Source organism: Psychrobacter sp. LFX-11D (genome assembly GCF_904846475.1).
GTDB lineage: Bacteria > Pseudomonadota > Gammaproteobacteria > Pseudomonadales > Moraxellaceae > Psychrobacter > Psychrobacter cryohalolentis.
Genome location: NZ_CAJHAV010000001.1, coordinates 158896 through 182335 on the forward strand (window position 1 = coordinate 158896; position 23440 = coordinate 182335).

Annotated in this window: 20 protein-coding genes and 1 riboswitch; of the genes, 9 read left to right on the plus strand and 11 right to left on the minus strand. The window is 43.3% G+C overall.

Translation table 11 applies throughout. The annotated features are described in order from the left end of the window. Window positions 1-144 precede the first annotated feature (144 nt). Window positions 145-1425, plus strand: a complete 1281-nt coding sequence (gene gltA, locus JMX75_RS00700) for a citrate synthase (protein WP_201530562.1) — start codon at window positions 145-147, stop codon at window positions 1423-1425. A 79-nt stretch (window positions 1426-1504) separates the two neighbouring features. On the opposite strand, the gene JMX75_RS00705 is transcribed toward gltA, so the two are convergent. Next, the gene (locus tag JMX75_RS00705) at window positions 1505-2458 is read right to left on the minus strand and encodes a hypothetical protein (protein WP_201530563.1); all 954 of its coding nucleotides are present in this window, start codon (window positions 2456-2458) and stop codon (window positions 1505-1507) included. A 100-nt stretch (window positions 2459-2558) separates the two neighbouring features. Further along, a complete protein-coding gene (locus tag JMX75_RS00710) occupies window positions 2559-3056 on the minus strand; it encodes a type IV secretion protein Rhs (RefSeq protein WP_201530564.1) in 498 nt (165 codons plus the stop codon). Between the two features lie 329 nt (window positions 3057-3385). Here JMX75_RS00710 and JMX75_RS00715 point away from each other — a divergent pair, with 329 nt between their 5' ends. Both JMX75_RS00715 and ribBA read left to right on the plus strand, forming a co-directional pair. Continuing rightward, entirely contained in the window at window positions 3386-4675 is a 1290-nt protein-coding gene (locus JMX75_RS00715) for a replication-associated recombination protein A (protein WP_201530565.1), read from the plus strand. A 312-nt stretch (window positions 4676-4987) separates the two neighbouring features. Next, window positions 4988-6100 carry a bifunctional 3,4-dihydroxy-2-butanone-4-phosphate synthase/GTP cyclohydrolase II gene (ribBA, locus tag JMX75_RS00720; protein ID WP_011512477.1) on the plus strand — a complete coding sequence of 371 codons (1113 nt, stop codon included), beginning with the start codon at window positions 4988-4990 and terminating at the stop codon, window positions 6098-6100. Between the two features lie 105 nt (window positions 6101-6205). On the opposite strand, the gene JMX75_RS00725 is transcribed toward ribBA, so the two are convergent. The 6 genes from JMX75_RS00725 to JMX75_RS00750 all read right to left on the minus strand — a co-directional run bounded on the left by JMX75_RS00725 (window position 6206) and on the right by JMX75_RS00750 (window position 12256). Continuing rightward, a complete protein-coding gene (locus JMX75_RS00725) occupies window positions 6206-6691 on the minus strand; it encodes an acyl-CoA thioesterase (protein WP_201530566.1) in 486 nt (161 codons plus the stop codon). Between the two features lie 90 nt (window positions 6692-6781). Further along, on the minus strand, window positions 6782-7732 hold the full coding sequence (locus JMX75_RS00730) for a hypothetical protein (protein WP_201530567.1): 951 nt from the start codon (window positions 7730-7732) through the stop codon (window positions 6782-6784). 128 nt (window positions 7733-7860) lie between these two features. Beyond that, window positions 7861-8838: a uroporphyrinogen-III synthase gene (locus tag JMX75_RS00735; protein ID WP_201530568.1), complete on the minus strand. Its 978-nt coding sequence runs from the start codon at window positions 8836-8838 to the stop codon at window positions 7861-7863. 112 nt (window positions 8839-8950) lie between these two features. Continuing rightward, window positions 8951-9988, minus strand: a complete 1038-nt coding sequence (gene hemC / locus JMX75_RS00740; RefSeq protein ID WP_201530569.1) for a hydroxymethylbilane synthase — start codon at window positions 9986-9988, stop codon at window positions 8951-8953. A 183-nt stretch (window positions 9989-10171) separates the two neighbouring features. Continuing rightward, window positions 10172-10909 (minus strand): LytR/AlgR family response regulator transcription factor, encoded by a 738-nt coding sequence (locus JMX75_RS00745; RefSeq protein ID WP_201530570.1) that lies wholly within the window; start codon window positions 10907-10909, stop codon window positions 10172-10174. Between the two features lie 195 nt (window positions 10910-11104). Further along, the gene (locus tag JMX75_RS00750) at window positions 11105-12256 is read right to left on the minus strand and encodes a sensor histidine kinase (protein ID WP_201530571.1); all 1152 of its coding nucleotides are present in this window, start codon (window positions 12254-12256) and stop codon (window positions 11105-11107) included. 116 nt (window positions 12257-12372) lie between these two features. Here JMX75_RS00750 and argH point away from each other — a divergent pair, with 116 nt between their 5' ends. From argH to thiC, 3 genes are all read left to right on the plus strand, one after another. Next, window positions 12373-13746: an argininosuccinate lyase gene (gene argH, locus JMX75_RS00755; RefSeq protein ID WP_011512470.1), complete on the plus strand. Its 1374-nt coding sequence runs from the start codon at window positions 12373-12375 to the stop codon at window positions 13744-13746. 145 nt (window positions 13747-13891) lie between these two features. Further along, window positions 13892-14182 (plus strand): oxidative damage protection protein, encoded by a 291-nt coding sequence (locus JMX75_RS00760; protein WP_011512469.1) that lies wholly within the window; start codon window positions 13892-13894, stop codon window positions 14180-14182. A gap of 79 nt (window positions 14183-14261) precedes the next feature. After that, window positions 14262-14385, plus strand: a riboswitch (TPP riboswitch). A gap of 241 nt (window positions 14386-14626) precedes the next feature. Then, window positions 14627-16513 (plus strand): phosphomethylpyrimidine synthase ThiC, encoded by a 1887-nt coding sequence (thiC, locus tag JMX75_RS00765; protein WP_133103960.1) that lies wholly within the window; start codon window positions 14627-14629, stop codon window positions 16511-16513. A 171-nt stretch (window positions 16514-16684) separates the two neighbouring features. Here thiC and JMX75_RS00770 read toward each other — a convergent pair whose 3' ends face one another. Next, window positions 16685-17587, minus strand: coding sequence for a fructose bisphosphate aldolase (locus JMX75_RS00770; RefSeq protein WP_133103961.1), 903 nt, complete (start codon window positions 17585-17587; stop codon window positions 16685-16687). Window positions 17588-17760: 173 nt separating this feature from the next. After that, the gene (locus tag JMX75_RS00775; RefSeq protein ID WP_201530572.1) at window positions 17761-18609 is read right to left on the minus strand and encodes an EamA/RhaT family transporter; all 849 of its coding nucleotides are present in this window, start codon (window positions 18607-18609) and stop codon (window positions 17761-17763) included. A 277-nt stretch (window positions 18610-18886) separates the two neighbouring features. Between JMX75_RS00775 and JMX75_RS00780 the strand changes: the two genes are divergently transcribed. From JMX75_RS00780 to JMX75_RS00790, 3 genes are read left to right on the plus strand one after another with little or no spacing between them, the layout of a single operon-like run. Then, window positions 18887-20797, plus strand: coding sequence for an ABC transporter ATP-binding protein (locus JMX75_RS00780; RefSeq protein WP_201530668.1), 1911 nt, complete (start codon window positions 18887-18889; stop codon window positions 20795-20797). A gap of 49 nt (window positions 20798-20846) precedes the next feature. Further along, window positions 20847-21734, plus strand: a complete 888-nt coding sequence (locus JMX75_RS00785; protein WP_201530573.1) for an alpha/beta fold hydrolase — start codon at window positions 20847-20849, stop codon at window positions 21732-21734. An 8-nt stretch (window positions 21735-21742) separates the two neighbouring features. After that, on the plus strand, window positions 21743-22369 hold the full coding sequence (locus JMX75_RS00790; RefSeq protein ID WP_201530574.1) for an alpha-ketoglutarate-dependent dioxygenase AlkB family protein: 627 nt from the start codon (window positions 21743-21745) through the stop codon (window positions 22367-22369). 35 nt (window positions 22370-22404) lie between these two features. On the opposite strand, the gene JMX75_RS00795 is transcribed toward JMX75_RS00790, so the two are convergent. Next, the gene (locus tag JMX75_RS00795; protein WP_201530575.1) at window positions 22405-23400 is read right to left on the minus strand and encodes an NADP-dependent oxidoreductase; all 996 of its coding nucleotides are present in this window, start codon (window positions 23398-23400) and stop codon (window positions 22405-22407) included. Window positions 23401-23440: the final 40 nt, after the last annotated feature.

Genomic DNA, 23440 nt, shown 5'->3' on the forward strand with positions numbered 1-23440 from the left:
TTTTCAAAACTTAAGTAATAACTGCTAATATAGCCTGCATATTAAATAGGTCACATTCATTTTGGCCATTTGACTATTTATGACGCGAGGGTGTGCGTCACTATTATTTTTGTTCTAACAAGTTAAAACAATGGAGATTAAATTATGGCTGATAATCAAGCCACATTGACCTTAGATGGTAAGGACTACCAACTTCCTATTACTGAAGGTACTTTAGGGCCGTCAGTTATCGAAGTTGCTGCTTTCCAACAAGCTGGCTATTGGACCTATGATCCAGGCTTTATGGCAACTGCTCCTGTCGAATCGAAAATTACCTTCATTGATGGTGGTAAAGGCGAGCTATTGCATCGCGGCTATCCTATTGACCAGTTAGCAAACAATGCAGAATATCTAGAAGTGGCTTATGCACTGATTCATGGTGATCTGCCTAACGCTGAGCAAAAAGCCGATTTCTTTGAAAAAATTCGTAAGCATACTGGTGTTCATGATCAATTGCGTAAGTTCTTTGAAGGCTTCCGTCGTGACGCCCATCCAATGGCAATTATGGTTGGTGTCGTTGGTGCCTTATCTGCGTTTTATCATGAAGATTTAGACATCAGCAATGAAGAACATCGTGAAATTACCGCGATTCGTCTCATCGCTAAAATGCCGACACTTGCGGCAATGAGTTATAAATACTCACAAGGCGAACCGTTCATGTATCCACGTAATGATTTCAATTATGCGGAAAACTTCTTATACATGATGTTTGCCACGCCTGCTGATGTTGATTACCAAACCAATGACGTCATCACTCGCGCCATGGACAAAATCTTTACTTTGCATGCTGACCACGAGCAAAACGCGTCAACGTCTACGGTACGTCTAGCTGGTTCTACTGGCGCTAACCCTTATGCGTGTATCGCTGCTGGTATCGCCGCCCTTTGGGGACCATCACATGGCGGCGCGAACGAAGCCGTGCTTGAGATGTTAGATGAGATCGGTTCAGTTGAAAATGTGCCTGAATTCATGGAAAAAGTGAAAAGCCGTGAAGTGAAACTGATGGGCTTTGGTCATCGCGTTTATAAAAACTTTGATCCACGCGCACAAGTAATGAAAGAAACTTGTGACGAAGTACTAGGCGCATTGGGTATCAATGATCCTAAGCTTGAGCTTGCTATGGCACTTGAGAAAATCGCTTTAGAAGACCCGTTCTTCGTTGAGCGTAATTTGTATCCAAACGTTGATTTTTACTCGGGTATTATCCTTAAAGCCATCGGTATCCCAACGTCAATGTTTACCGTTATCTTTTCACTAGCTCGTACTTCTGGTTGGATCAGCCATTGGTTAGAGATGCACAGCGCACCGTTCAAAATCGGTCGCCCACGTCAGTTATACACTGGTGAAACGCAGCGCGATTTCGTTAAAGTTGAAGATCGTAAATAGTAATTAAGCATTTGTAAAAATAAACAGTCATAAAAAATCTCGCCATGTGCGAGATTTTTTTATGGCTAAATTTAACGGATTACTTAAATTCTTTTAGCGTTTGCTCATATTTAGCGATTTGTTCATCATAACCTTCAATCGTTTCATTGAATTTCGCCATTAGCATCTCAAATTCTTGTTGTTGGGTTTGTTTCATTTTTTGCATATCTAGTACTTGCTGGGCTTCTATCTGCTCCCAAACTTGATGCTGAATAATTAAACGTGCCAATGCAGGGCTTTTAGCACTGACTCTGCCAGCAATTTCTGCATCTTCAAAAAGCTGTGGTACTAAAGTGGCGATATTAATCAAAGTATCCGTATCCTGCGCATTCAGTGGCGTGGTCACTGGCTGATAAAGCGCTTCCATTGCTTGCTCATAGCGTTCTATAATCTGCTTTTCAGTTAATATCACAGGCTTACGTGGCTCTAAGCTAATACGCTTTAATACCGTTAAATCGCGCTCACCAACTTCGGTACTGGTGTTAATTTCATCGTTTGTGTTAGTATCTGTCGCAGAGTTGCCATTTGCTGCATCCTTTGCAGCTGCTACCAGATCTTGTGCTAGTTGTGGCGTAGCAGCTATAGCTCCTTGATCGCTGTTGTTAGCTGGCTGATTATTGCCAGTTGCAACAGTAGGCTCATCGACTAATAAAGTATTTTCACTGTCTGCAATATCAGCAGCTTGTAGCGACTCGTACTCTGCTTGCAGACGCCCCTGCAATGCCTGAAACTGGGTAACATATAAAGGTTGGAACTGCTCAATACGTGCGGCAGCAGAATCACTTTGCGCCATCGGTTGACTGTCTTCTTCACTTGTTTGGGGCTTATCCGCTACATTTTCTTCTGCTGCTTGCTGCTGACATCCGCTTAACAATAAGACACCAGTCAATGCCGCCGCCAGTAAGGCATTTGAGTGCTGTGGACACTCAATACCTTTATTAGTAAGGTTACCATAAACACCATTATCATGTTTTACTAGCCAAAATTTAAACATCTGAATTTATTTCCTGTGTTAAAAACAAAAATATCACATAGCTATATAGAGGTTAAGAATCAGTCGCGGTATGTTCTACTAGGCTCAAGATTAGTCGCAATTAAACCACTAAAAATGGGATACAGCCTGCAAGATCTTGACAGTATTGTCCGCGCTGACGACGGACAAAATAGTCTTGTACCATGCGTGCCTGCTGCTCGATACCATATTTAAAAAAAGGCTTACCCACTTTTAGCACATAATTATAGCGACGATCGATAATAGCACCGCGTACCACCTTCAAGCCTTGTTGCAGCTGCCACACATGTGTCAACTCATGTATCAGCCAACCTTGTTTGCCCAATGGCGCTTGGCTGAAATCATCTATCCAATCTGATGCATGAAAATAAATATGACCATTAGGACTCACAGCGTAATGTTTGAGTACCCACCATGCTGTTTTCAGCTGAACGTCATCAAGTCTGAGGCTGTCACCAAAAACCGAACGTGCAAGAGTAATTTCACCTTCAGTAAGAGACCGCGCTAGTTGTTTAGCAGTTACTAAGTCAGCAGATGCTGAACTACGATTTAATAGACGCTTAAAAATCGACTGCAACATGACTACTATCATCCTTTATCTGTGATCTATCATTTTCGTAAAGTTAGTTAACACCTTAATAGGGATAATATAGATATAAGTAAAGCGTTAAAGACATAAGCTGTACATTTAGCTGACTTTTATTAACGTGAATCTGCGTTAGCCTAGCTTTTATAATAATGTTAAAAACATCATGAATTATTACCTTATTTATGACTTATTGCTTAATCGCAATAAGGACAGCATTATAAAGACAAATATGGAAAACAATAATTTGACTTTGAATACTATGGATAACTGTTTAATCTTATAACAAAAAGCCTTGAATAACAGAAGATATAGAGAATTTTATGCCACCTAATTTTCATGCTGATACACCCCTCGCCCAGCGTATGCGCCCGACCACGCTTGATGCCATTATTGGTCAAGAGCACTTGTTAGCAGTAGGTGCTCCGCTAAGGCGCTTGGTAGAGCAAGGACACCTACCGTCTATTATTTTGCATGGGGAAGCAGGTATTGGCAAAACAACTATAGCTATGCTTTTGGCGGATGCCGTTGAACGACCTTTCCATGCACTATCTGCTTTGAATACTGGGGTTAAGCAGTTACGCGAGGTATTAGATACTAAGGATTCATTGAGTTTTGAGTCGCCAGTGGTCTTTATTGATGAGATTCATCGGTTTAATAAAGCTCAGCAAGATGCGCTACTGGGCGCTGTAGAGTCTGGTGATATTACCTTGATTGGCGCGACCACTGAAAATCCTTCCTTTAGTGTCAATAATGCGCTGTTATCACGTTGCCAAGTGTATCGCCTAGAGCCATTGACGCCTGAGCAAATCAGTGCGGTATTACAGCGGGCGCTTTTAGAAGATAATATACTGAAAAACCTATCGGTCGATTTGCAGGCGCAAGATACGATTAGCCAGTTGGCACATGGTGATGCACGAAAAGCCCTTAATTTATTAGAGCTTGCTATTCAGACGGCTGATACCAATCAATCACCGCTCATCATCGATGATGCACTGGTCGCCCGTGTCGCCCAGACCGCACTCGTACGCTATGATAAAGATGGTGAGCAGCATTATGATATGGTATCAGCCATGATAAAGTCAGTGCGCGGCTCAGATCCTGACGCGGCACTATATTGGATGGCGCGTATGCTAGTGGGCGGTGAGCCGGCTGACTTCATCGCGCGGCGTTTGGTCATTTTAGCCAGTGAAGATATCGGCAATGCCAACCCTAATGCTCTACTCCTTGCTGATGCGGCATTGCGCAGCGTGCAATCCATCGGCATGCCAGAATCACGTATTATCTTGGGGCAAGTGGTGGTCTATCTGGCAACCAGTGCCAAGAGTAATAGTACTTACAACGCTATCAATGCTGCGATGAGCTTGGCAGAAAAAGACGCCTCACCTGTGCCGCTACACCTACGTAATGGCGTGACCAAATTAATGCGTAATCAAGGCTATGGACAAGATTATGTCTATCCCCACAATTATCCCAATCATTATTATGCGCAAAGTTATTTACCAGACAATTTAATCGGTACGCGCTTTTATGAATTTGCAGACAATCAGCGTGAGCAGCATAGCAAGCAGTTTATCGATTGGCTGAAAGACCAAGCGGCCAGTAATGACTAATCACTCAAAATATGACTGATTATATGCACTGATCTATCAATTGTCGTTACCATTAGTGATACTAATCACGGTTTCAGACAGACTGGCCTATATAGTTTCGAGATGAGGCAGCACAGTGGGATGAAAAGCGTTAAAATGTCCTCATAATGATGTATAAGCAATGATTAGATAACGTCTACAGTTGATCAATTTGATCCAGCGCGTTTTGCTTGACCACAACAGCGCTTTGTCGCATCTACTGCTACAATAGGCAGATAACGCTTTATATCCCATATTGACACCTATTTATACAATAAAATATTGAGATCTACTATGAGTTTAAATACGATTCCTGAGATTATCGAAGACATTCGTGCAGGTAAAATGGTCATCTTGATGGATGATGAAGACCGCGAAAACGAAGGCGATATTATCATGGCAGCGACCCACGTGCGCCCTGAAGATATCAACTTTATGATTACTCATGCACGTGGCTTGGTCTGTTTGACCTTGTCACAAGCACGTTGCCAGCAGTTGGCACTGCCACTCATGTCTGACCGTAATGAGGCAAAATTTAGTACCAATTTTACCGTTTCTATTGAAGCGGCTGAAGGCGTGACTACGGGTATTTCAGCCGCTGACCGCGCGCGTACCATTCAAGCAGCTGTCTCCTCTTCTGCAAAACCAGAAGACATCGTTCAGCCTGGGCATATTTTTCCAATCATGGCACAGAATGGTGGTGTCTTGCACCGCGCCGGACATACCGAAGCAGGTTGTGATTTGGCACGTCTTGCCGGACTTGAGCCAGCAGCGGTGATTGTAGAGATTATCAATGCGGATGGCACCATGGCACGCCGTGATGATCTTGAAGTATTTGCAAAGGAACATGATTTAAAAATTGGTACGATTGCTGATTTGATTAACTACCGTATTGCTAATGAGCAAACTGTCGAAGAAATTGCATCGCATCCGTTTGAGACCGAGTATGGCACTTTTACCTTACATCGTTTCCGTGAGTTCGGTGCGACTGAAACCCATTTAGCTTTGGTTAAAGGCGATGTGAGTCAAGGTATTAGCACTGTTCGCGTCCATGGTTTCCATCCTCTACGCGATTTATTCGCTGCCAAAAATGATACCACTGGTCGTAGCGGCTGGAGCGTACGCTCAGCATTAGAAGAGATCAGTGCATCAGAGCGTGGTGTCTTGGTTTGGATTGGCAATCATGAGCCGACTGACTTAGGTGATGCCTTGGATAAGGCGGCATTGAATGAAGCTCTGTCTACCATCACACAGCAACCATATCGCAGTATTGGTGTTGGCGCACAGATTTTGCGTCATTTAGGGGTACGTGATATGCGCCTCTTGTCATCACCAATGAAGTTTTATGCCTTATCAGGTTTTGATTTGAACGTGGTTGATTTTGTCCATGCACCAAAGCAAGATTAATAGGCTTAATTAATAGAAACTTATGATCAATAAAAAAGGCGCATCAACTGAGGTTGGTGCGCCTTTTTTATTATTTGCTCAAAGCTTAACCACAAAGCATCATACTTAGAGTTGTGGGATATGACCGAACGTTGCTTCTAGAGCTAGTAGTCGTTCACGCTCCTCGTTCGTCCATGGCTTTTTATCTTGACCATTGCTCTCCAAGCGCACTATCACTGCCTCAGCGGTCGCAACGATGGCAGCTTGTGCCATACTATAATAGCTGTACTCGATTACTATGCTGGTGGTACCCAAACGCTGGCAACGAACGCCTAATAACAAGGTATCAGGAAAAATCACTGGGCGCAAATACTGGCAGCTTGATTGTGCCAATACCGTAACCATATTGCCATCAAACATGCCCAGCGCCTGCAAATAGTCAATACGGGCTGACTCAGCGTAGCGATAGTACACCACATTATTTAGGTGATTAAAGGCATCCATTTCACCCCAATGAATCGGCTGCTGATGGATAATAGGATAATGCGCTAGCTCTTCAGGACGATGATTATCCAAATTATCAATGATAGATGTTTGATTGAAAAGTTCCATAACTGCCTGTCTCTTATTTTTATAATACTTTAAAACAATAATACTTTAAAACAATAATACTTTAAAACAATCGTATAAATCAGTAGTGCATTAACGTTGCGGCTTATTTAAAATCTGTGAGGTTAATAATGGCGATGCTTTTGGTGCATTAACAATCAGTCTATCCAAATCTTCGATCACTTCTGGCATATTCTTAGGAGAGGATTTGGTCTGCAAGTCATTTTTTTCTGACTGTTGCTTGTTATCGATAGAAGCCTGTGACTCTGCTTGTTTAGGCATCAGCGTTTGCAGCTGCTTACGTGCTTGATTTAAATACATGACTAACTGATCACGATCATGCATGTTGCTGGCTTGGCTGGCTAGATTTAAGGTCATGATGGCTTCATGAATCGTCAGCTGCCGACGCGTTAAACGGCTATTGTCAGTAAATTGGCTCGTCGTTGTGTTTTTCTGTGGTGCACTGTTGAGCTCAGTATTAGCAGCACGCTCATGGCGATATAAAAAATCTTGGATATTTTGAATCGCAAGATTTTGTAGCTGCCAAGAGCTTGGCTGAGCGCTTCTCGCTTGTAAGCGCTCAATATCTTTAACCAAGCTTTGCTTGATGACGACCGTTAGTGCAGGCGCAATCTCGTTACTTTTTTGTGAAAGCTGCCAATGTAGACCTTGCAATAAATCAATCGCCGCACTGCCATTACTGTCTGCCAGCAACCTATCAGCAGCTTGTATCTGGATACGTAATAAATCAAGCTGATTTTGAGCTTGGCTATTGACTGCTGCACTAGTCGCTGGCAGCGTTTGTTGACTCATCGCAAATAAGCGGTCGTCCATCTCATTTAAACGGCTGACAACTTGCTCATTACTTTGCAAGCGCTCATTGACCGTATGCTGAAAACGCTGCTGACTGATATATAGCCACAGTAAGACGCCTATCAACAATAAAATAACCACCCATTGCAAGCGTAACAAGAACATATTTGCTTGCCGGCGCTGCTGAAGAGCAGAAGGATCTTTCGATAACGATTCAGAATTCATTGGCATAAGGCCACACCGTTCATGATTGATAAGGTTAAGCGTAAACAGTTGAGCAAATAATTTAAGTAATTTTAGAGTAGTAGCACGTTACGCTAAACGTCTCTTTTTATCTCAAATTAACTGTATTTCAAATATTATAAGCTGGTTGTCTTAATAGCAGTGAGAATGGTTTCTGGCGCTAAATCCTCTACGCGCCAATAACTTAAATTTTGCTCAGCAACCATATTGGCTAAGCGCTCACCCAATACCACATAAGAAAAGTCTGATAGTTTAAGTGGCGCATTGACTGACATTACATGGTTTTTTTCTGTTACATCGAATGTTTTGGCAGCCTGAACGATACTTTCCCAATGCTCAAATGCGGTACCACTACTTACAATGACAATAGGTTTTGCTTGCTGCGACGCGGTTATGCCAACGGTCGCATTTCGATTATTGAAATCTTGTAGCCATTGCTGATACTGCATCATGGCATCAATAGGCATTTTGCGCTCGTACCAAGCAATGCTATCGATATGCACACCGCGCGCTTGCAAAGTATCGACCAATAATCGTCGTCCACCAAGACCTCGCCACACGAGTAGCTTATCCCCCGCCTGCAGGCTATCAATCTCAGGCATCGCCAGCATACCTTCGTTATTAGCAATAGCAGGCTGCAGTACTTGATAACTGGCGTTTGCTAACTTTGCCTCATTTAACACAGCAGCAGTCGCTTCACCAACCGCAATCAGATGGCTTGGCGCTACTAAAATATTAGAGCTACCTTCTATAGCCTCTACTGCTTTATCAGTCGCGCCATTAGCTTGGTGCTCACGCTCAAGCAACTGCCAAATAGCCAAACCTGAGGCTGCCGCTGTCGGGCTAACGATGACCAATGCTTGATACTCGCCTGCTAGCCACTGGCGCATCAGTATCATATCACTATCAGTGGTCAAACGCGGTTGCAGTGTCAACATCGGCATATCAACAACCGACATACCTGCCGCTTGTAAATGTCGCGTCAGTGGGGCGGCACGCTCGACTGGGCGCGTATTGATGACGATCTGCGGCAGCAATAATGGCGTATTAATTGGTTGATTTGAATCCGTGGACTTAGATGATGACCAAGACATAAATATACCGTGAAAAAAGCAAATAGAGTTAGCACCATCATAGAGTCATCTAAACCATGATAACTCTATGACTGAGTTGATAATGATGATCCAGTGTTATACAGACTAGCTATTACTCAGGATGATAGATCGCTGATAGAATCTCACCAGCACCAGCTTGCAATAACATCTCAGCAACTTCGATACCCAACTGGTTTGCTTGGGCTTCTTGCTCAGCTTGACTGCCTGTTAACGTCTGGCGCTTGTCCACCTTAAGCAGCTCGCTACCATCTTCTTGACCAACGCGACCGCGCAGCCATAAGGTATCGCCAGCATCGTTGTTACCATTGTCATTATCATTGCTATCATTATCAGCAGCCAATGCATCTGCCTTTTGTAATACAGCATAAGCGGCGATAGGTACTTGGCAACCGCCCTGCAGATGACGATTTAATGCGCGCTCAGCGATTAAGCGGATACGGGCTTTGTCGTCATTGAGTGGTGCCAATAATTTTAATACGTCGGCATCATCTTCACGACATTCAATTGCTAACGCGCCTTGCCCAACTGCTGGCAAGCAAATATTGATATCCAACTCACTACGAATACGTGCATCAAGCTCAATGCGCTGTAGACCACTAGTCGCCAAAATAATCGCATCATACTCGCCCGCATCTAACTTGCTTAGTCGCGTGCCGACATTGCCGCGGAGGGTTTTAATTTGCAAATCGGGACGATAAGCTTTGATTTGACACTGACGACGCAAACTTGCAGTACCGACTACCGCCCCTTGTGGCAACTCATCGATACTATGATAAGTATTCGATACAAAAGCGTCGGTTGGTGAAGCACGTTTGCAATAAACGCCTAGCGTCAACCCTTCTGGTAAATCCATGGGCACGTCTTTGAGTGAGTGCACTGCGATATCTGCTTGCTTGTCATACAGTGCTTGCTCAAGCTCTTTAACAAATAAACCTTTGCCGCCAATTTTAGCCAGTGGCGTATCCAAAATTTTGTCACCTTTAGTGACAATTTTTAGCAGATTAATTGTCATCTCAGGATACAAAGCTAGTAATCGATCACGAATATGCTCAGCTTGCCATAATGCCAGTGGGCTCTGGCGCGTAGCGATATTTAAGGTAGTCAAAGCAGGTTGCTGCATGGTGCTCATAAAAGGCCTCAATAATTTTAATACTAAACGGTCATTGCTCGACGATAATGTGAGTTTTTCGCCCAAGATGGGGCATAAAAATGGTTTATAACGATAATAATGCAAAAAAAATACCCCTATTTAAGCATAAATAAGGGTTTGATGATATGGCGTGATTATTTTAGGAGACAAAGTGAGGCATGCTTAGATGTTTTGAATCTTTTCGCGCAGCCCTGGTAAATGGCGGCGGCTCACTGCCAAAGTCTCATCAATTCCTTTAAAATGTAACTGATATTGGCCGGCATCTAAAGTCTCTAAAAAATCTAAATATTTGATATTGATGATAGCGTTACGATGTACCCGGAACAGCTTGTCTTCAAACTCTTGCTCAAGCTCTTTTAAGGTGTCATCAATGAGCACGATGCCATCCTTGTGCCGTACTTTGACGTACTTCTGATCTGCCGTAAAATAGTAGATATCTTTGAGTTTTATCAGCTCAACACCGCGATGGGTACGCGCTGCAATATGTTCGCGCACTGGACGAGACGTTGGACTTTCAAGTTTACGAATCTCATTGAGCTGCGCCGCATTGAGATTGGTGGCTTTTTCTAGGGCTTCGAGCAACTCATCTTTATTGGCAGGCTTTAGCAAGTAACCAATGGCATTGGCTTTCAAAGCGGCAATGGCATAATGATCATAGGCCGTCACAAAGATGATTGCGGGCGGATGTTCCAGCTTAGCAAGCTCTTGCGCACACTGTACGCCATCCATCTCAGGCATACGAATATCTAGCAATATGATGTCTGGCTGCTGAGATTTTACGGCACTAATGGCTTCGATACCCGTCTTTGCTTGGGCAACCACCTCATGACCTGACTCTTTAACAATCCTAACCAAACGTTCACGAGCTAATGGTTCATCATCACAAACTACGATCCGCATGCAAGCTCCTTTCAAGGGCATACTTTGAACATATATTTAAAAATATCAATAATATATTAGCACTTATAACCTATCATCTAGTATAGGGAAATAATGGTTTTTGATAATAGATTTACCTTAATCAGACTTATTATCCGTCCATACTATTCGTGCGATATAATAAATGCTGCAATAAATATGCCACGGTTAAAAAAGCTATAAGCTAACGTCCTGTAGCGGATAATCGATAGTGGTCATAATCTGTTTGCTTGTCACCCTACTTTGGATATCTGCACTCTGACCAAAATACGCTTGTAAGCGCTGCGCTTGAATATGAAAATCCATATGTTGGCGCAAATCATGATGGATCATTAAACTATTTTTAGGTAATTGCACGTTAATGGTGATTGCCACACGGTGCTGTAGCCACGTGACATGAATATCGATATATACAGTTTCAGTGCTCCTCTCAACCACATTCAGCAGCATTTTTTCAATCACGCTCTGTAAACTCAAAGCGGTGATGACCATGTCATACATGGTATTTTCATCAGGCAGCTGCCAACTTACTACCAACTTGTCTGCCAATCGAATCGCCTCAATGGCCAAATAATGCTCACAAAGTGCCACCTCTTCTGCAAAACTGATCTCGCGCGCGCCATTAAAGCTGGCACGAAATAATACTGAAACGTGTTGTAATAAATCGGCAGCGCGAGAAGGATTGGTCTCAATCAGTGACATCAAGGTATTGATGGTATTAAAAAAGAAATGCGGTGCCAGACGCGCTTTTAATACATCATTTTGGGCGGCAAGCTTTTTTTCAAAAGATTGCTTCAACGCCATCATCTCACGATAACGACGTAAAAAGATCAGCAATCCCGTAATAGTAAATCCTGCAATAATTAAAGTATTAAAGATAACGGTTGAAATAAAAGCAGTGAGAGTAAAGGTAAAGGCGCCTGTATTGATCATCAATAACAGAACCAATATCAACGTGATAATGGCACTGATAGTAATGATGAACAGAACATATAAGCTCACCTTCAATGTACGCATACGTTTAAAAACAGGGCGTAGATAGTCAATGAGATAAAAGGAAGGCAGTAGTGTTAAGGTGGTTTGGATAAATCTTGCCGTCATTTTTATGGCAAATTGTGTTTCATTGACAACGCTATGACGATCGACAATCGCTAAAAAAAGCGACCAAAAAAAGATTGCCAGCAGCCATTGCCAAGGTTTCATGATTTCCATGAGCTTGGGTATAAAAAACTCTAAGCGCTCCGCTAGTAAGGCAACCTCATCATTTGCTATACTTGAGTTCTTATTCTCTTGACTTGTCTTAGACTGATATGAACGCCAATTCTTCAAACCTTAGTAATCCTGATTCAAATAAAAATTCATCTGCTTCTGAGTTTAGCACAGATGCTTCAATAACAAACGCTGCCGCACAGAACAGCCCTACTACTAGTAGTCAGGGTCAGCAGATGTGGGGAGGACGCTTTAGTGAAGCGACCGACAGCTTTGTGGCAGCCTTTACCGCATCGGTTGGTTTTGACCAGCGCTTTGCCCGCCACGATATTCAAGGCTCAATTGCCCATGCGACCATGCTCAGAGAATGCGGTATCTTGGAAGCTGATGACGTTGCAACGATCATTGATGGATTGCATCAAGTGCTACGCGAAATCGAAGCCGGTGAGTTTAATTGGTCGATTGCGTTAGAGGACGTGCATATGAACGTCGAATCGCGCCTGACCGATATCGTCGGCGCGGTAGGCAAAAAGCTGCATACCGGTCGCAGCCGTAATGACCAAGTGGCGACTGATATTCGTCTTTGGTTACGCGAAGAGACTGATAATATCATTGCGCTATTGGTGCGCTTGCAAAGTGGCTTGCTAGATTTGGCTGAGCAACATACTGATACCATCATGCCAGGCTTCACCCATTTGCAAACCGCGCAGCCGGTCAGCTTTGGTCATCATGTCATGGCATGGTTTGAGATGCTATACCGTGATACCGAGCGCCTAGTCGATGCCCGTCGTCGCATTAACCAAATGCCGCTTGGTAGCGCGGCACTTGCTGGTACGACTTTTCCAATTGACCGTACCATTACCGCTGAGCTATTAGGTTTCGAAGGTATTTGCCAAAACTCGCTAGATGCCGTATCAGATCGTGATTTTGCCATCGAGTTTACTTCGGCAGCATCTATTTTAATGATGCATATGTCACGCATGAGCGAAGAGATTATTCTTTGGATGTCAGCACAATTTAACTTTGTGCAGATTCCTGACCGCTTTTGTACCGGCTCATCTATCATGCCGCAAAAGAAAAACCCTGATGTACCAGAGTTGGTTCGTGGTAAAGCCGCACGCGTATTTGGTCAATTAATGACGCTACTTAGCCTAATGAAAAGCCAGCCGCTTGCTTATAATAAAGACAATCAAGAAGACAAAGAACCGCTATTTGATTGTGTTGATACCTTGACCGGTTCATTACTAGCATTTGCTGATATGCTACCAAATATCACGCCGAATAAAGAAAATATGCGCGCCGCCACGATGAAAGGTTATGCAACTGCAACTGATTTAGCGGATTATCTGGTGCGCCGTGGCGTAGCGTTCCGTGATGCTCATGAAGTGGTCGGTAATGCCGTCGCTTTGGGCATTGCTGAGGGCGTTGATTTAAGCGACTTATCTCTTGCGCAACTCCAGCAGTTTAGCGATGCGATTGGTGAAGACGTGTTTGAGTATTTAACCTTAGAAGGCTCACTTGCCGCGCGTGATCATTTGGGCGGTACTGCGCCGAATCAAGTCAAACAAGCCGTCAGCCGTGGTCGTACTCGATTGGAATTATTCGCTTAATATCTGTTTAATAGTATTAGCGCTTTATTATTAAAAATGCCCGCCTTCGTTGCGGGTGTTTTTTTGAGCATAATCAGGTACAGTATTAGGTAATATCATTTGTTATTAACCTCATTAAAAAAACCATTATAAACAGGAGTCATTCATGACCGAAACCTTTAACCCACAAGCCAATACCGTTTTTTGCCGCAAATATCAGCAAGAGTTACCAAAAATGCCGCATCCGCCTTTTCCGAATAAAAAAGGTCAAGAACTGCAAGAAACCGTGTCTGAAAAGGCTTGGAAAGAGTGGCTTGAGCAGCAAACCATGCTGATTAACGAAAACCATCTTAGTATGCTGGATCCAAAAGCGAAGCAATTTTTAACTGAGCAGCGCGATAAATTTTTAGATAATGAAGATTATGAGCGTGCTCAGGGATGGACACCAGAAAGTTAATATTGAAACGGTACTAACAAATCGGTAAATGACTAGGACTTGTCGTCGAAGTTTGATAGTATTAAGAAGATTCACAACACTGACAGACTCGGGGTGCGATATATATTGACTGCTTAATATGCAGTTGACGTATGGTCGCTGAGAAACCACCCGCCGAACCTGATGCGGTTAGTACCGACGCAGGGAAGTCTTAAGCTTATGTTATATCTGTATAAAGGGCGCGCAGAAATGCCTTCTTATTATTGTTCATATCTAGCAGCGCTTTATATTGCTGTATGCCAATAAATAAAATGATGCCCGACCAATCCTTTATAGATAATGCTATTAAAATTTATTTTGATAGCATTATTGTTTCGTGATTGAATTTATCGATATGGGATAGGCTTGCCCCGCAGATACTGGCGGTGTTGATTTTATTCAAAAACCAACACGCTAGGACAGCATATGACTATTTCAGATATTGGCTCGCAAGCCACCACACATACCCCTGTAAAAGCAAGCAAAGCAGACGCACTAAAAACTCCCGCCCATCGCAGCGAAACTGACGCCCGTTTTGAAGAAGACGCACGCGACCTACATCGCATTTTGCCTGCCTCTCGCAAAGTCTATATCGAAGGCTCACGCCCTGATATTCAAGTGCCGATGCGCGAGATTACCCTTGACCCTACTCCTATCCAAGGCGTGTCCGAGTCCGAGTGGGAGCAAAATCCACCGTTTTATGTCTATGACACCTCAGGCGTCTATACCGACCCCAATGCCGCAATTGACTTGACCAAAGGTCTGCCAAAACTACGCGAAGGTTGGATAGATGAGCGCGGTGATACCGAACAGCTAGCTGGTTTATCAAGCTCATACGGTCTGGCGCGCGCACGTGATATCAGTACTGCAAACTTACGCTTTGCTCATATTGACAAGCCTCGCCGTGCTAAAGCTGTTGATGGGAAAGTAGGTAACGTTACTCAATTGCACTATGCTCGCCGTGGCATTATTACCCCAGAAATGGAATATATAGCTATCCGCGAAACCCAAAAACAGCATGAGCTGACTGATATGCGCCAGCACGAAGGCGAGACTTTTGGTGCGCACACGCCAGCGATTATCACCCCAGAATTTGTACGCAGTGAAGTTGCCGCGGGTCGCGCTATTATCCCGAACAATATCAATCATCCTGAATCTGAGCCGATGATCATCGGGCGTAACTTTTTGGTGAAAATTAATGCCAATATCGGTAACTCAGCGCTGGGTTCTTCTATCGATGAAGAAGTCTCGAAAATGACATGGGCGACGCGTTGGGGTGCGGATAACATCATGGATCTGTCTACTGGTAACCATATTCATGAAACCCGTGAATGGCTGATTCGTAATTCACCTGTACCGATTGGTACGGTGCCGATTTATCAAGCATTAGAAAAAGTCGATGGCGTAGCCGAAGATTTAACGTGGGAGATATTTCGCGATACCCTTATCGAGCAAGCCGAGCAAGGCGTTGATTACTTCACTATTCACGCTGGCGTATTGCTTGAATACGTTCCGCTAACTGCTGGACGCTTAACCGGTATCGTCTCGCGTGGTGGCTCTATCATGGCACAGTGGTGCATGTTTCATAATAAAGAAAGCTTTTTATATACTCATTTTGAAGACATCTGCGAGATTATGAAACAGTATGATGTGGCATTTAGTTTGGGCGATGGCTTACGTCCGGGCTGCTTGCAAGATGCCAATGATGAAGCGCAGTTTGGTGAGCTGCGTACCCTTGGCGAGCTGACGCAAGTGGCATGGAAGCATGACGTACAGGTCATGATTGAAGGTCCGGGACACGTAGCGATGAACCGTATTAAAGAGAATATGGATTTGCAGCTTGAAGTTTGTGCTGATGCGCCCTTTTATACACTAGGACCCTTAACCACCGATATCGCACCGGGTTATGACCATATCACTAGTGCGATAGGCGCGGCGATGATTGGCTGGTTTGGCACCGCCATGCTGTGTTATGTCACCCCAAAAGAGCATTTGGGTCTGCCGAATAAAAAGGATGTCAAAGACGGCATCATCACTTATAAAATCGCAGCCCATGCCGCCGACCTTGCCAAAGGTCATCCGGGCGCACAAGCTCGTGATAACGCCTTATCAAAAGCCCGTTTTGAATTCCGCTGGGATGATCAATTTAATCTGGCGCTCGACCCTGATACCGCGCGCGAATTTCATGATGAAACCTTACCCAAAGATGCACACAAGACGGCACACTTTTGCTCCATGTGTGGTCCAAAGTTTTGTTCAATGAAAATCACTCAGAATGTCCGTGAGTATGCCAAAGGACTAAATGCCAAATAAACTGACAGAAAAATCTCACAAAGAAGCTCGGCAGTTATATAAAAAAGTATAGAAATACAACGCTAACAACTATTGTTCAAGTATAAAAAAAGCCCCTGCACATAACAGGGGCTTTTTTTATACTAATAGATGAATGCTTTAAACTTAAAATTTCAAATTAGACTCTAAAAGTTAAATTTTAGAAGCCTGATAAATCTCATCAATCGAAGTATTAATAGTATCAGCAAACTCTTGATCGCTTTGCTGCTTGCTCAAGCCTTCAGTAAAGGCACGCGAGAAGCTAGCAATCATACCCGGATTTTGCTTCAATTTTGCGCAGGCATCCGTGCGACTATAACCACCCGATAATGCCACGACTTTCAATACTTTCGGATGATCAATCAGTTCTTGATAAAATCCGGCTTCTTCAGGTAAGGTTAATTTGAGCATCACTTGTTGCTCATCATTTAAGCGCTCAAGATTATGCAAAATACTGGTTTTAAGAATCAGCTCACAATCATGCTTTTTCTCACTATTGATATCAATTTCTGGCTCAACGATCGGCATTAGACCCTTTGATAGGATTTGCTTTGCTACGTCAAACTGCTGTTGGACAACTAACTCAATGCCATCAACACTTGGCTCATAAATCACGGAGCGCATTTTAGTACCAAATACTGGATAGTTTTTTGCTTTGTCCAATAATAGATCTAGATTTGGCATCGGGCGCATGACTTGCACGCCATTCATACGCTCTGCTAAGCCTTTATCCACCTTTAAAAACGGGACGATTTGCTTGTCTTCCCATAAATAGTTGGCAGTGGGCTTACCATTGACCGCGCGCTCCATAGTATCTTCAAACAAAATCGCGCCAAGTACCCGCTCATTATCAAAGCAGTCGCACGTCATGATACGCGCTCGCATCTCATGCACTTGGTCAAACATGGCTTCGTCATTGTCATAGGCATCGCCCATAACTCCATAATTCTCTAACGCTTTTGGCGTGCTGCCACCACTTTGGTCAAGGGCTGCGATAAATCCTGAACCATTTTTGATACGTTGTAGCTGTTTGTTATATTGGTTTTGATATTCCATGGAAAGAGCATCCTATTTTATTTATTGAGGTCAAGTGTCACAAATGATATTTTTAGCTGATATTAGTTTAACTGTTCGTAGATAACCTTACCATAGGATGCTATATGTGCCTATAACTGAACGGCAAAAGCATTTATAAAATTGTTGTTATACCTATATTACGCCAAAAATATCTACGCCAAAAACAAGACTGCGACACAGAAAATCGCCAATAATAAACCCAATATATTAATACGGTTGAGTGATTCTTTAAATACTCCAACGCCTATAAGAGTAGCAACAGCAATCACACCAACGTTCATCCCAGTAAAGACGATACTTGGCGATTCTGACAATACTTGATGAGCGCGAATATAAGCATAAATATTACCCATATTTAGCGCACCAAGTAATATCCCTGCTGCAAGTGCATTGCCCTGCCAGCGTACGCGCATGATGAGCAGATAAATCAACAATAGCAGACCTGCCAACCCAAAACTGACAAAGAGTGTCAGTGGAAAGGCAGCACCTTGCTTGGCAACTTGTTTAAATAGAATATCAATAACGCCATAGCCTGCCCAGACGCCAAACAACCATAGCGGTGTATGTTTGGCTTGTTTGCTAATCTCACCCTGCTGCGGACGATAAATCAGCGCCCCGAGCGCCAAAAACCCGAGCAATAAGCCAAAAACGCGTATGCCTGTCAATACTTCACCAAATAATAAAAAAGCGGCGACAATAGGAATGATCAAGGACAGTCGCTGAGCGGCATCAGTAGCTACCATACCGATTGCTTCAATCGCGCGCCCGAGTATAATAAATACCGCAGGCAGTAGTACACCAAGGCCGATAATAATTGCCCATGCTCCACCAAGGTTACTCATGCCACTGACGTCTGGCTTGAGTAAAAACCAAGTCAATAAAAAGGCGACCGGATAGCCGGCAACGATGGTTTGACGAATATCAATATCACGTTGGCGCAATATTTTAAGTAACACAGAGACGGCAACGCTACACAGCACTGCTATCGTTAAATACATCATAACGCTTTACCTTAGTCATCCATCATATCGAGGGTATATATCAGTGTTAATTTAAAAGGAGAAAAAACCATAGAATGTAACAATATATTTCTTATGCAGCAAGCTATTTATGCCCATGTATCATCAGATGGTCCTATGAGTGTCTGATGCGTTCAAATTACAATTAGCCTGTAAGCGTGTTGGTCAAGATTTGCTAAAATAGATGCCTACTTACTCACTTATATAATGGCTCAAGATGGCGTCTACTTACGCTTATCTTGACGTATTGCTATTGCCTATGAACACTCTATTTCGCTTTTTTGAAAGTCGCCTACCTGCCTTCCCTGAAACACCGATGCCACTACCCTTACCTCGTGATGGCATGCTGAAATTTTTGTGGGCGTGCACCAATGGTTTACGCGGCTGGCTACTGCTGTTTATGATTTTGTCAGCCGGTATTGGTATTTACGAAGCCATGCTCTTTGCTTGGATTGGAAATATCGTTGACTGGCTTGGGGTTTATACCCCGCAAAATCTGTGGCTAGAAAAAGGCGACATGCTGCTGCTTATGCTGGCGGTGATGATTGTCAGCCCATTATGGATTGCCTTATCCTCATTTATCCATTTTCAAACCTTGCAAGGGGTATTCCCGATGCAGATGCGCTGGCGTTTTCATCAGCGTATGCTTGGTCAATCGATGCAGTTTTATCAAGATGAATTCTCCGGTCGCGTTTCTGCTAAAGTGATGCAAACGGCATTGGCAGTGCGTGATACCGTTATGACAGTTACTGACATGTTTATGTATGTCGCGGTCTATTTTATTACTTCAGGTATCATTCTCTTCAATCTTGATAGCTTGCTACTGATCCCCTTTATCGCGTGGTTTGTATTAGTTTGGCTTGCGATGTGGTATTTCATACCTAAACTCAAACAAACGGCTATCGTACAAGCAGATGCTCGCGCCTTGATGACGGGGCGCATTACTGATGCCTACGCCAATATTATGACCGTCAAGCTGTTTAGTCACTCGCGCCGTGAGCTCAGTTACGCCAAAAACGCCATGGGGCAGTTTTTGGGTACCGTCCATGCACAAATGCGCTGGGTCAGCTATCTTGAGTTTTCAACGCATTTGATTAGTGTTGTTTTGGTCAGTAGTACTGCCGGTATTGGCTTGTATTTATGGCAACAAGAAGCCATTGGTGTCGGTGCTATTGCTGCTGCAACTGCCATGGCGCTACGCTTGAATGGTTTAACGCGCTGGATTATGTGGCAGACGGCAAGTTTGTTTGAAAGTATCGGTACGGTACAGGACGGTATGCGTACCTTATCTGCACCGCAAACCATCATTGACAAACCCGATGCACCAGCTTTAAAAGTGACAGAAGGTCGTATCGTCTTCGATCATGTTGATTTTAGTTATGAGAATGATAACGATGATGCAGACAATAATGATGGTGGAAATTTAAACGACGGCAACCTATCAGCCACGTCTACTATCAAACTTCTCGATAATTTTTACTTGGACATCAAACCCGGCGAAAAAATCGGTCTGGTTGGACGTTCAGGTGCTGGCAAATCCACCTTGGTCAATCTACTCTTACGCTTCTTTGATGTCGATAAAGGTAAAATCCTCATTGATGGTCAAGCGATTGATGAGGTGACCCAAGAGTCCTTACGTCAGCAAATCGGCATGGTGACCCAAGATACCTCTTTATTACATCGTACCGTACGCGAAAATATTGCTTATGGTCGTCCTGATGCTACTGACGAGCAGATTATCATCGCAGCAAAACAAGCTCAGGCATGGGACTTTATCAAAGATTTATATGATGATAAGGGCAACATGGGGCTTGATACTCAAGTTGGCGAACGCGGCGTCAAACTTTCGGGTGGGCAGCGTCAACGTATTGCCATCTCACGCGTTATGCTAAAAAACGCGCCTATTCTACTGTTAGATGAAGCCACCAGTGCGCTCGATTCTGAGATCGAATTTGCAATTACTGAAAGCCTGAACGATATTATGACTGGCAAGACAGTTATTGCCATCGCCCATCGCTTATCAACCATTGCCGCTCTTGATAGACTGGTTGTGATGGATAAAGGTCAAATTATTGAGCAGGGCAGCCATGATGAACTATTGAATCTACATGGTATCTATGCACGATTATGGCATCGCCAAAGCGGCGGCTTCTTAGGTGAAGACAGTTAATTAAAAGCGTTTTACTAAGAGCAACTTCTCACAGGGACGTGTTTATTTTATGGAAGCTTATACAAATCGCATCAACCTTGCTGGCAGACAGGCTCGCTATTATGACTTACAGCAACTAGGCTCAGCCAATCAAACTGATTATAAACGTGCGCCTGCCCATTTTTATGGGGGTAACAGCTTTACCGTTGGTACCTATGCACCATTGTTAAATGAGCTGGCAGCCAGCTTTGAGCTGAGCTCATTGGCATTACGCGGCTATTGGTATGATAAGCCGCAAGCACGCCGCCTAACGCGTGAGCAAGATGCTGAGATGCTGATTGATTTTTTAGAAAAAACCCAAGATAAACCAGTTGTTGGTATTGGACATTCGCAGGGCGCAACTGCTACTGCAATAGCGGCAGCAAAGCGTCCAGAGCTTTTCTCAGAGCTCTACCTTATCGAGCCTGTTACCTTTACCAAAAAACAAGCAAGAATATATAATCTGTTGCCGCGGCAGTTTTTATTAAGCCAAGAACCCTTTAAAAGCACATTAACTAAGCAAACCACTTGGGCAAGTATTCAGGAATACTTCGATTACTTGAGGGAGCAGCGGGCATATCAACGTATTAGTGATATAAACCTAAAAACCTTTGCTACACAAAGCCTGAGCGCTAATAATGACGGTAGCTATACTCTGCTATTCTCACCAGAACAAGAGTTAGCTAATTATTTTGGTGCCCCTCATATTGATGCGGCGCTTAAAAAGCTAAGCTGCCCTTACACTTTGATTACTGGCAAACCCACCTTATTTATCAATCCAAAAGTGCGTAAACAATGGCACAAATTTGTTCCTGATAGCAGTATTATTTCCTTACCAGAGTATGGACATTTATTACCCATGGAGGCGCCAGAAATCTGCGCTCAAATTATCAATGAGCATTATCAGAGCAATAAATAAGCTGACCTATGACTGACCTTTTTGCGCCCAAACCGACTGACAACCTGTTGCCTTATGACGGTCAGGTAAATGACTTAGGAATTGTGATCGATTATCCCAGCCCCTTATTTTATAACTTGGTGACTGAGTTACCTTGGCAAGAAGATATCGTTACTTTATTTGGCAAGACACATGTCACAACGCGTCAAATCGTTTGGATGGGTGATAGCGATATTGACTATCAGTACTCTGGTCATACGCGTCAAACCATACCTTGGACAGAGACTGTGTTTCATGTGAAACATCATATCGAACAGAAATTATTAGATCTTGGCATTGATGCCAATTTTAATTCCTGTTTACTTAACTATTACCCTTCTGGTGAGGATGGTATGGGCTATCATGCCGATGATGAACGAGAGCTTGGTGAGCAACCAGTTATTGCTTCATTATCTCTTGGTGCTACGCGTAAATTTGTCTTTAAGCATAAAAAAACTCAAGATAAAGTTGAGCTTTATCTTGAGTCAGGTCAGCTAATTGTCATGCATGGTGATACTCAGAGCTTTTGGAAGCACAGTATTACCAAGACTAAAAAGGTAACCACAGGACGCATTAGCTTAACTTTTCGGCAAATATATCCAAATAATCGAAGCTAACCATTAGCTAAATCTATTATCCAATCAACCTCGGCTCAACTGACTTTCAATACCAATTTACCAAAAGCATCGCCTTTTTGCAGCTCATGATGGGCGATAACGACTTCTGACAATGGATAAGTCTTTTGCAAACGTAAAGTTAGCTGACCATCTGCCACTAGCTGTAGTACTCGTGCCATATCCTCGCCATTACGCTGAGCCGCATAACCTTCAACGCTTAGATTTTTTTGACTGCCTGCTTCTTTGAGTTTATCTACCCAAATTGTTGGTAGTACATATACACGTCCAGACTCTTTGACAACGTCTAGCGCCCTTACACCCGCTTCATCACCGACCAAATCCAATAAGACGTCGGCTTGCAGCTCAGGAAACGGACCATTTTTGGTGTAATCAATCCAGCCTGTAAGCTGGCTAGTATCTATCAGGCTATCCAGTTTTTTATACTTTTCTGCTGAGCAAATAAGCGTAACTTTGATATTATGTTTAGCGATTTTTTTCATCAAAAGCTGTATCAATAGATGACCAACACCGCCTGCTGGGGCATTCATCACTACATGCTCGCCCTCTTTGATATCAGCAAACTCAACAAATTGTAGCGCCGTTTGTCCGATACAAGGTAATGCGCCTGCCTGCTCTAAGGTGACAGCTTCAGGTACACGTGCCAGCATTTTAGCATCAACAGCGACATATTCAGCATAGCATCCACCGTTAAAAGTTAATGCTGCGACTTTATCACCAACAGCAAATTTCGTACTTTGACTTTCAACTACTGTGCCTGACATATCAAAACCCAAAATCGCTGGTTGATTATGATCAAACTTATCTTTTTGGATATTGGTGGCGCCCCAGCCTTTACCTTGACGAGTTTTATAATCGACTGGATTGATGCCGGCATAAGCAACTTTTACCAGCACTTGATCATCTGTCAAATCAGGTACGGCAATATCATCTTGGTATATCATGACTTCAGGTTCACCAAACTCACGTATGAGTACGGCATTTTGAGTCATTGGTATGCTTTTATCAGACATTGTATATCATCCTTGTTTATTTTAGTTTAGCGTTCTTTAT

Coding starts and splice junctions, on each gene's coding strand:
- JMX75_RS00730 (WP_201530567.1), bottom strand. CDS start 7,732: ATGCCAATGAATTCTGAATCGTTATCGAAAGATCCTTCTGCTCTTCAG.
- JMX75_RS00735 (WP_201530568.1), bottom strand. CDS start 8,838: ATGTCTTGGTCATCATCTAAGTCCACGGATTCAAATCAACCAATTAAT.
- JMX75_RS00790 (WP_201530574.1), top strand. CDS start 21,743: ATGACTGACCTTTTTGCGCCCAAACCGACTGACAACCTGTTGCCTTAT.
- JMX75_RS00775 (WP_201530572.1), bottom strand. CDS start 18,609: ATGATGTATTTAACGATAGCAGTGCTGTGTAGCGTTGCCGTCTCTGTG.
- ribBA (WP_011512477.1), top strand. CDS start 4,988: ATGAGTTTAAATACGATTCCTGAGATTATCGAAGACATTCGTGCAGGT.
- JMX75_RS00785 (WP_201530573.1), top strand. CDS start 20,847: ATGGAAGCTTATACAAATCGCATCAACCTTGCTGGCAGACAGGCTCGC.
- gltA (WP_201530562.1), top strand. CDS start 145: ATGGCTGATAATCAAGCCACATTGACCTTAGATGGTAAGGACTACCAA.
- JMX75_RS00705 (WP_201530563.1), bottom strand. CDS start 2,458: ATGTTTAAATTTTGGCTAGTAAAACATGATAATGGTGTTTATGGTAAC.
- JMX75_RS00770 (WP_133103961.1), bottom strand. CDS start 17,587: ATGGAATATCAAAACCAATATAACAAACAGCTACAACGTATCAAAAAT.
- JMX75_RS00760 (WP_011512469.1), top strand. CDS start 13,892: ATGACCGAAACCTTTAACCCACAAGCCAATACCGTTTTTTGCCGCAAA.
- JMX75_RS00710 (WP_201530564.1), bottom strand. CDS start 3,056: ATGTTGCAGTCGATTTTTAAGCGTCTATTAAATCGTAGTTCAGCATCT.
- JMX75_RS00745 (WP_201530570.1), bottom strand. CDS start 10,909: ATGCGGATCGTAGTTTGTGATGATGAACCATTAGCTCGTGAACGTTTG.
- JMX75_RS00780 (WP_201530668.1), top strand. CDS start 18,887: ATGAACACTCTATTTCGCTTTTTTGAAAGTCGCCTACCTGCCTTCCCT.
- argH (WP_011512470.1), top strand. CDS start 12,373: ATGTGGGGAGGACGCTTTAGTGAAGCGACCGACAGCTTTGTGGCAGCC.
- hemC (WP_201530569.1), bottom strand. CDS start 9,988: ATGAGCACCATGCAGCAACCTGCTTTGACTACCTTAAATATCGCTACG.
- JMX75_RS00715 (WP_201530565.1), top strand. CDS start 3,386: ATGCCACCTAATTTTCATGCTGATACACCCCTCGCCCAGCGTATGCGC.
- JMX75_RS00795 (WP_201530575.1), bottom strand. CDS start 23,400: ATGTCTGATAAAAGCATACCAATGACTCAAAATGCCGTACTCATACGT.
- JMX75_RS00725 (WP_201530566.1), bottom strand. CDS start 6,691: ATGGAACTTTTCAATCAAACATCTATCATTGATAATTTGGATAATCAT.
- thiC (WP_133103960.1), top strand. CDS start 14,627: ATGACTATTTCAGATATTGGCTCGCAAGCCACCACACATACCCCTGTA.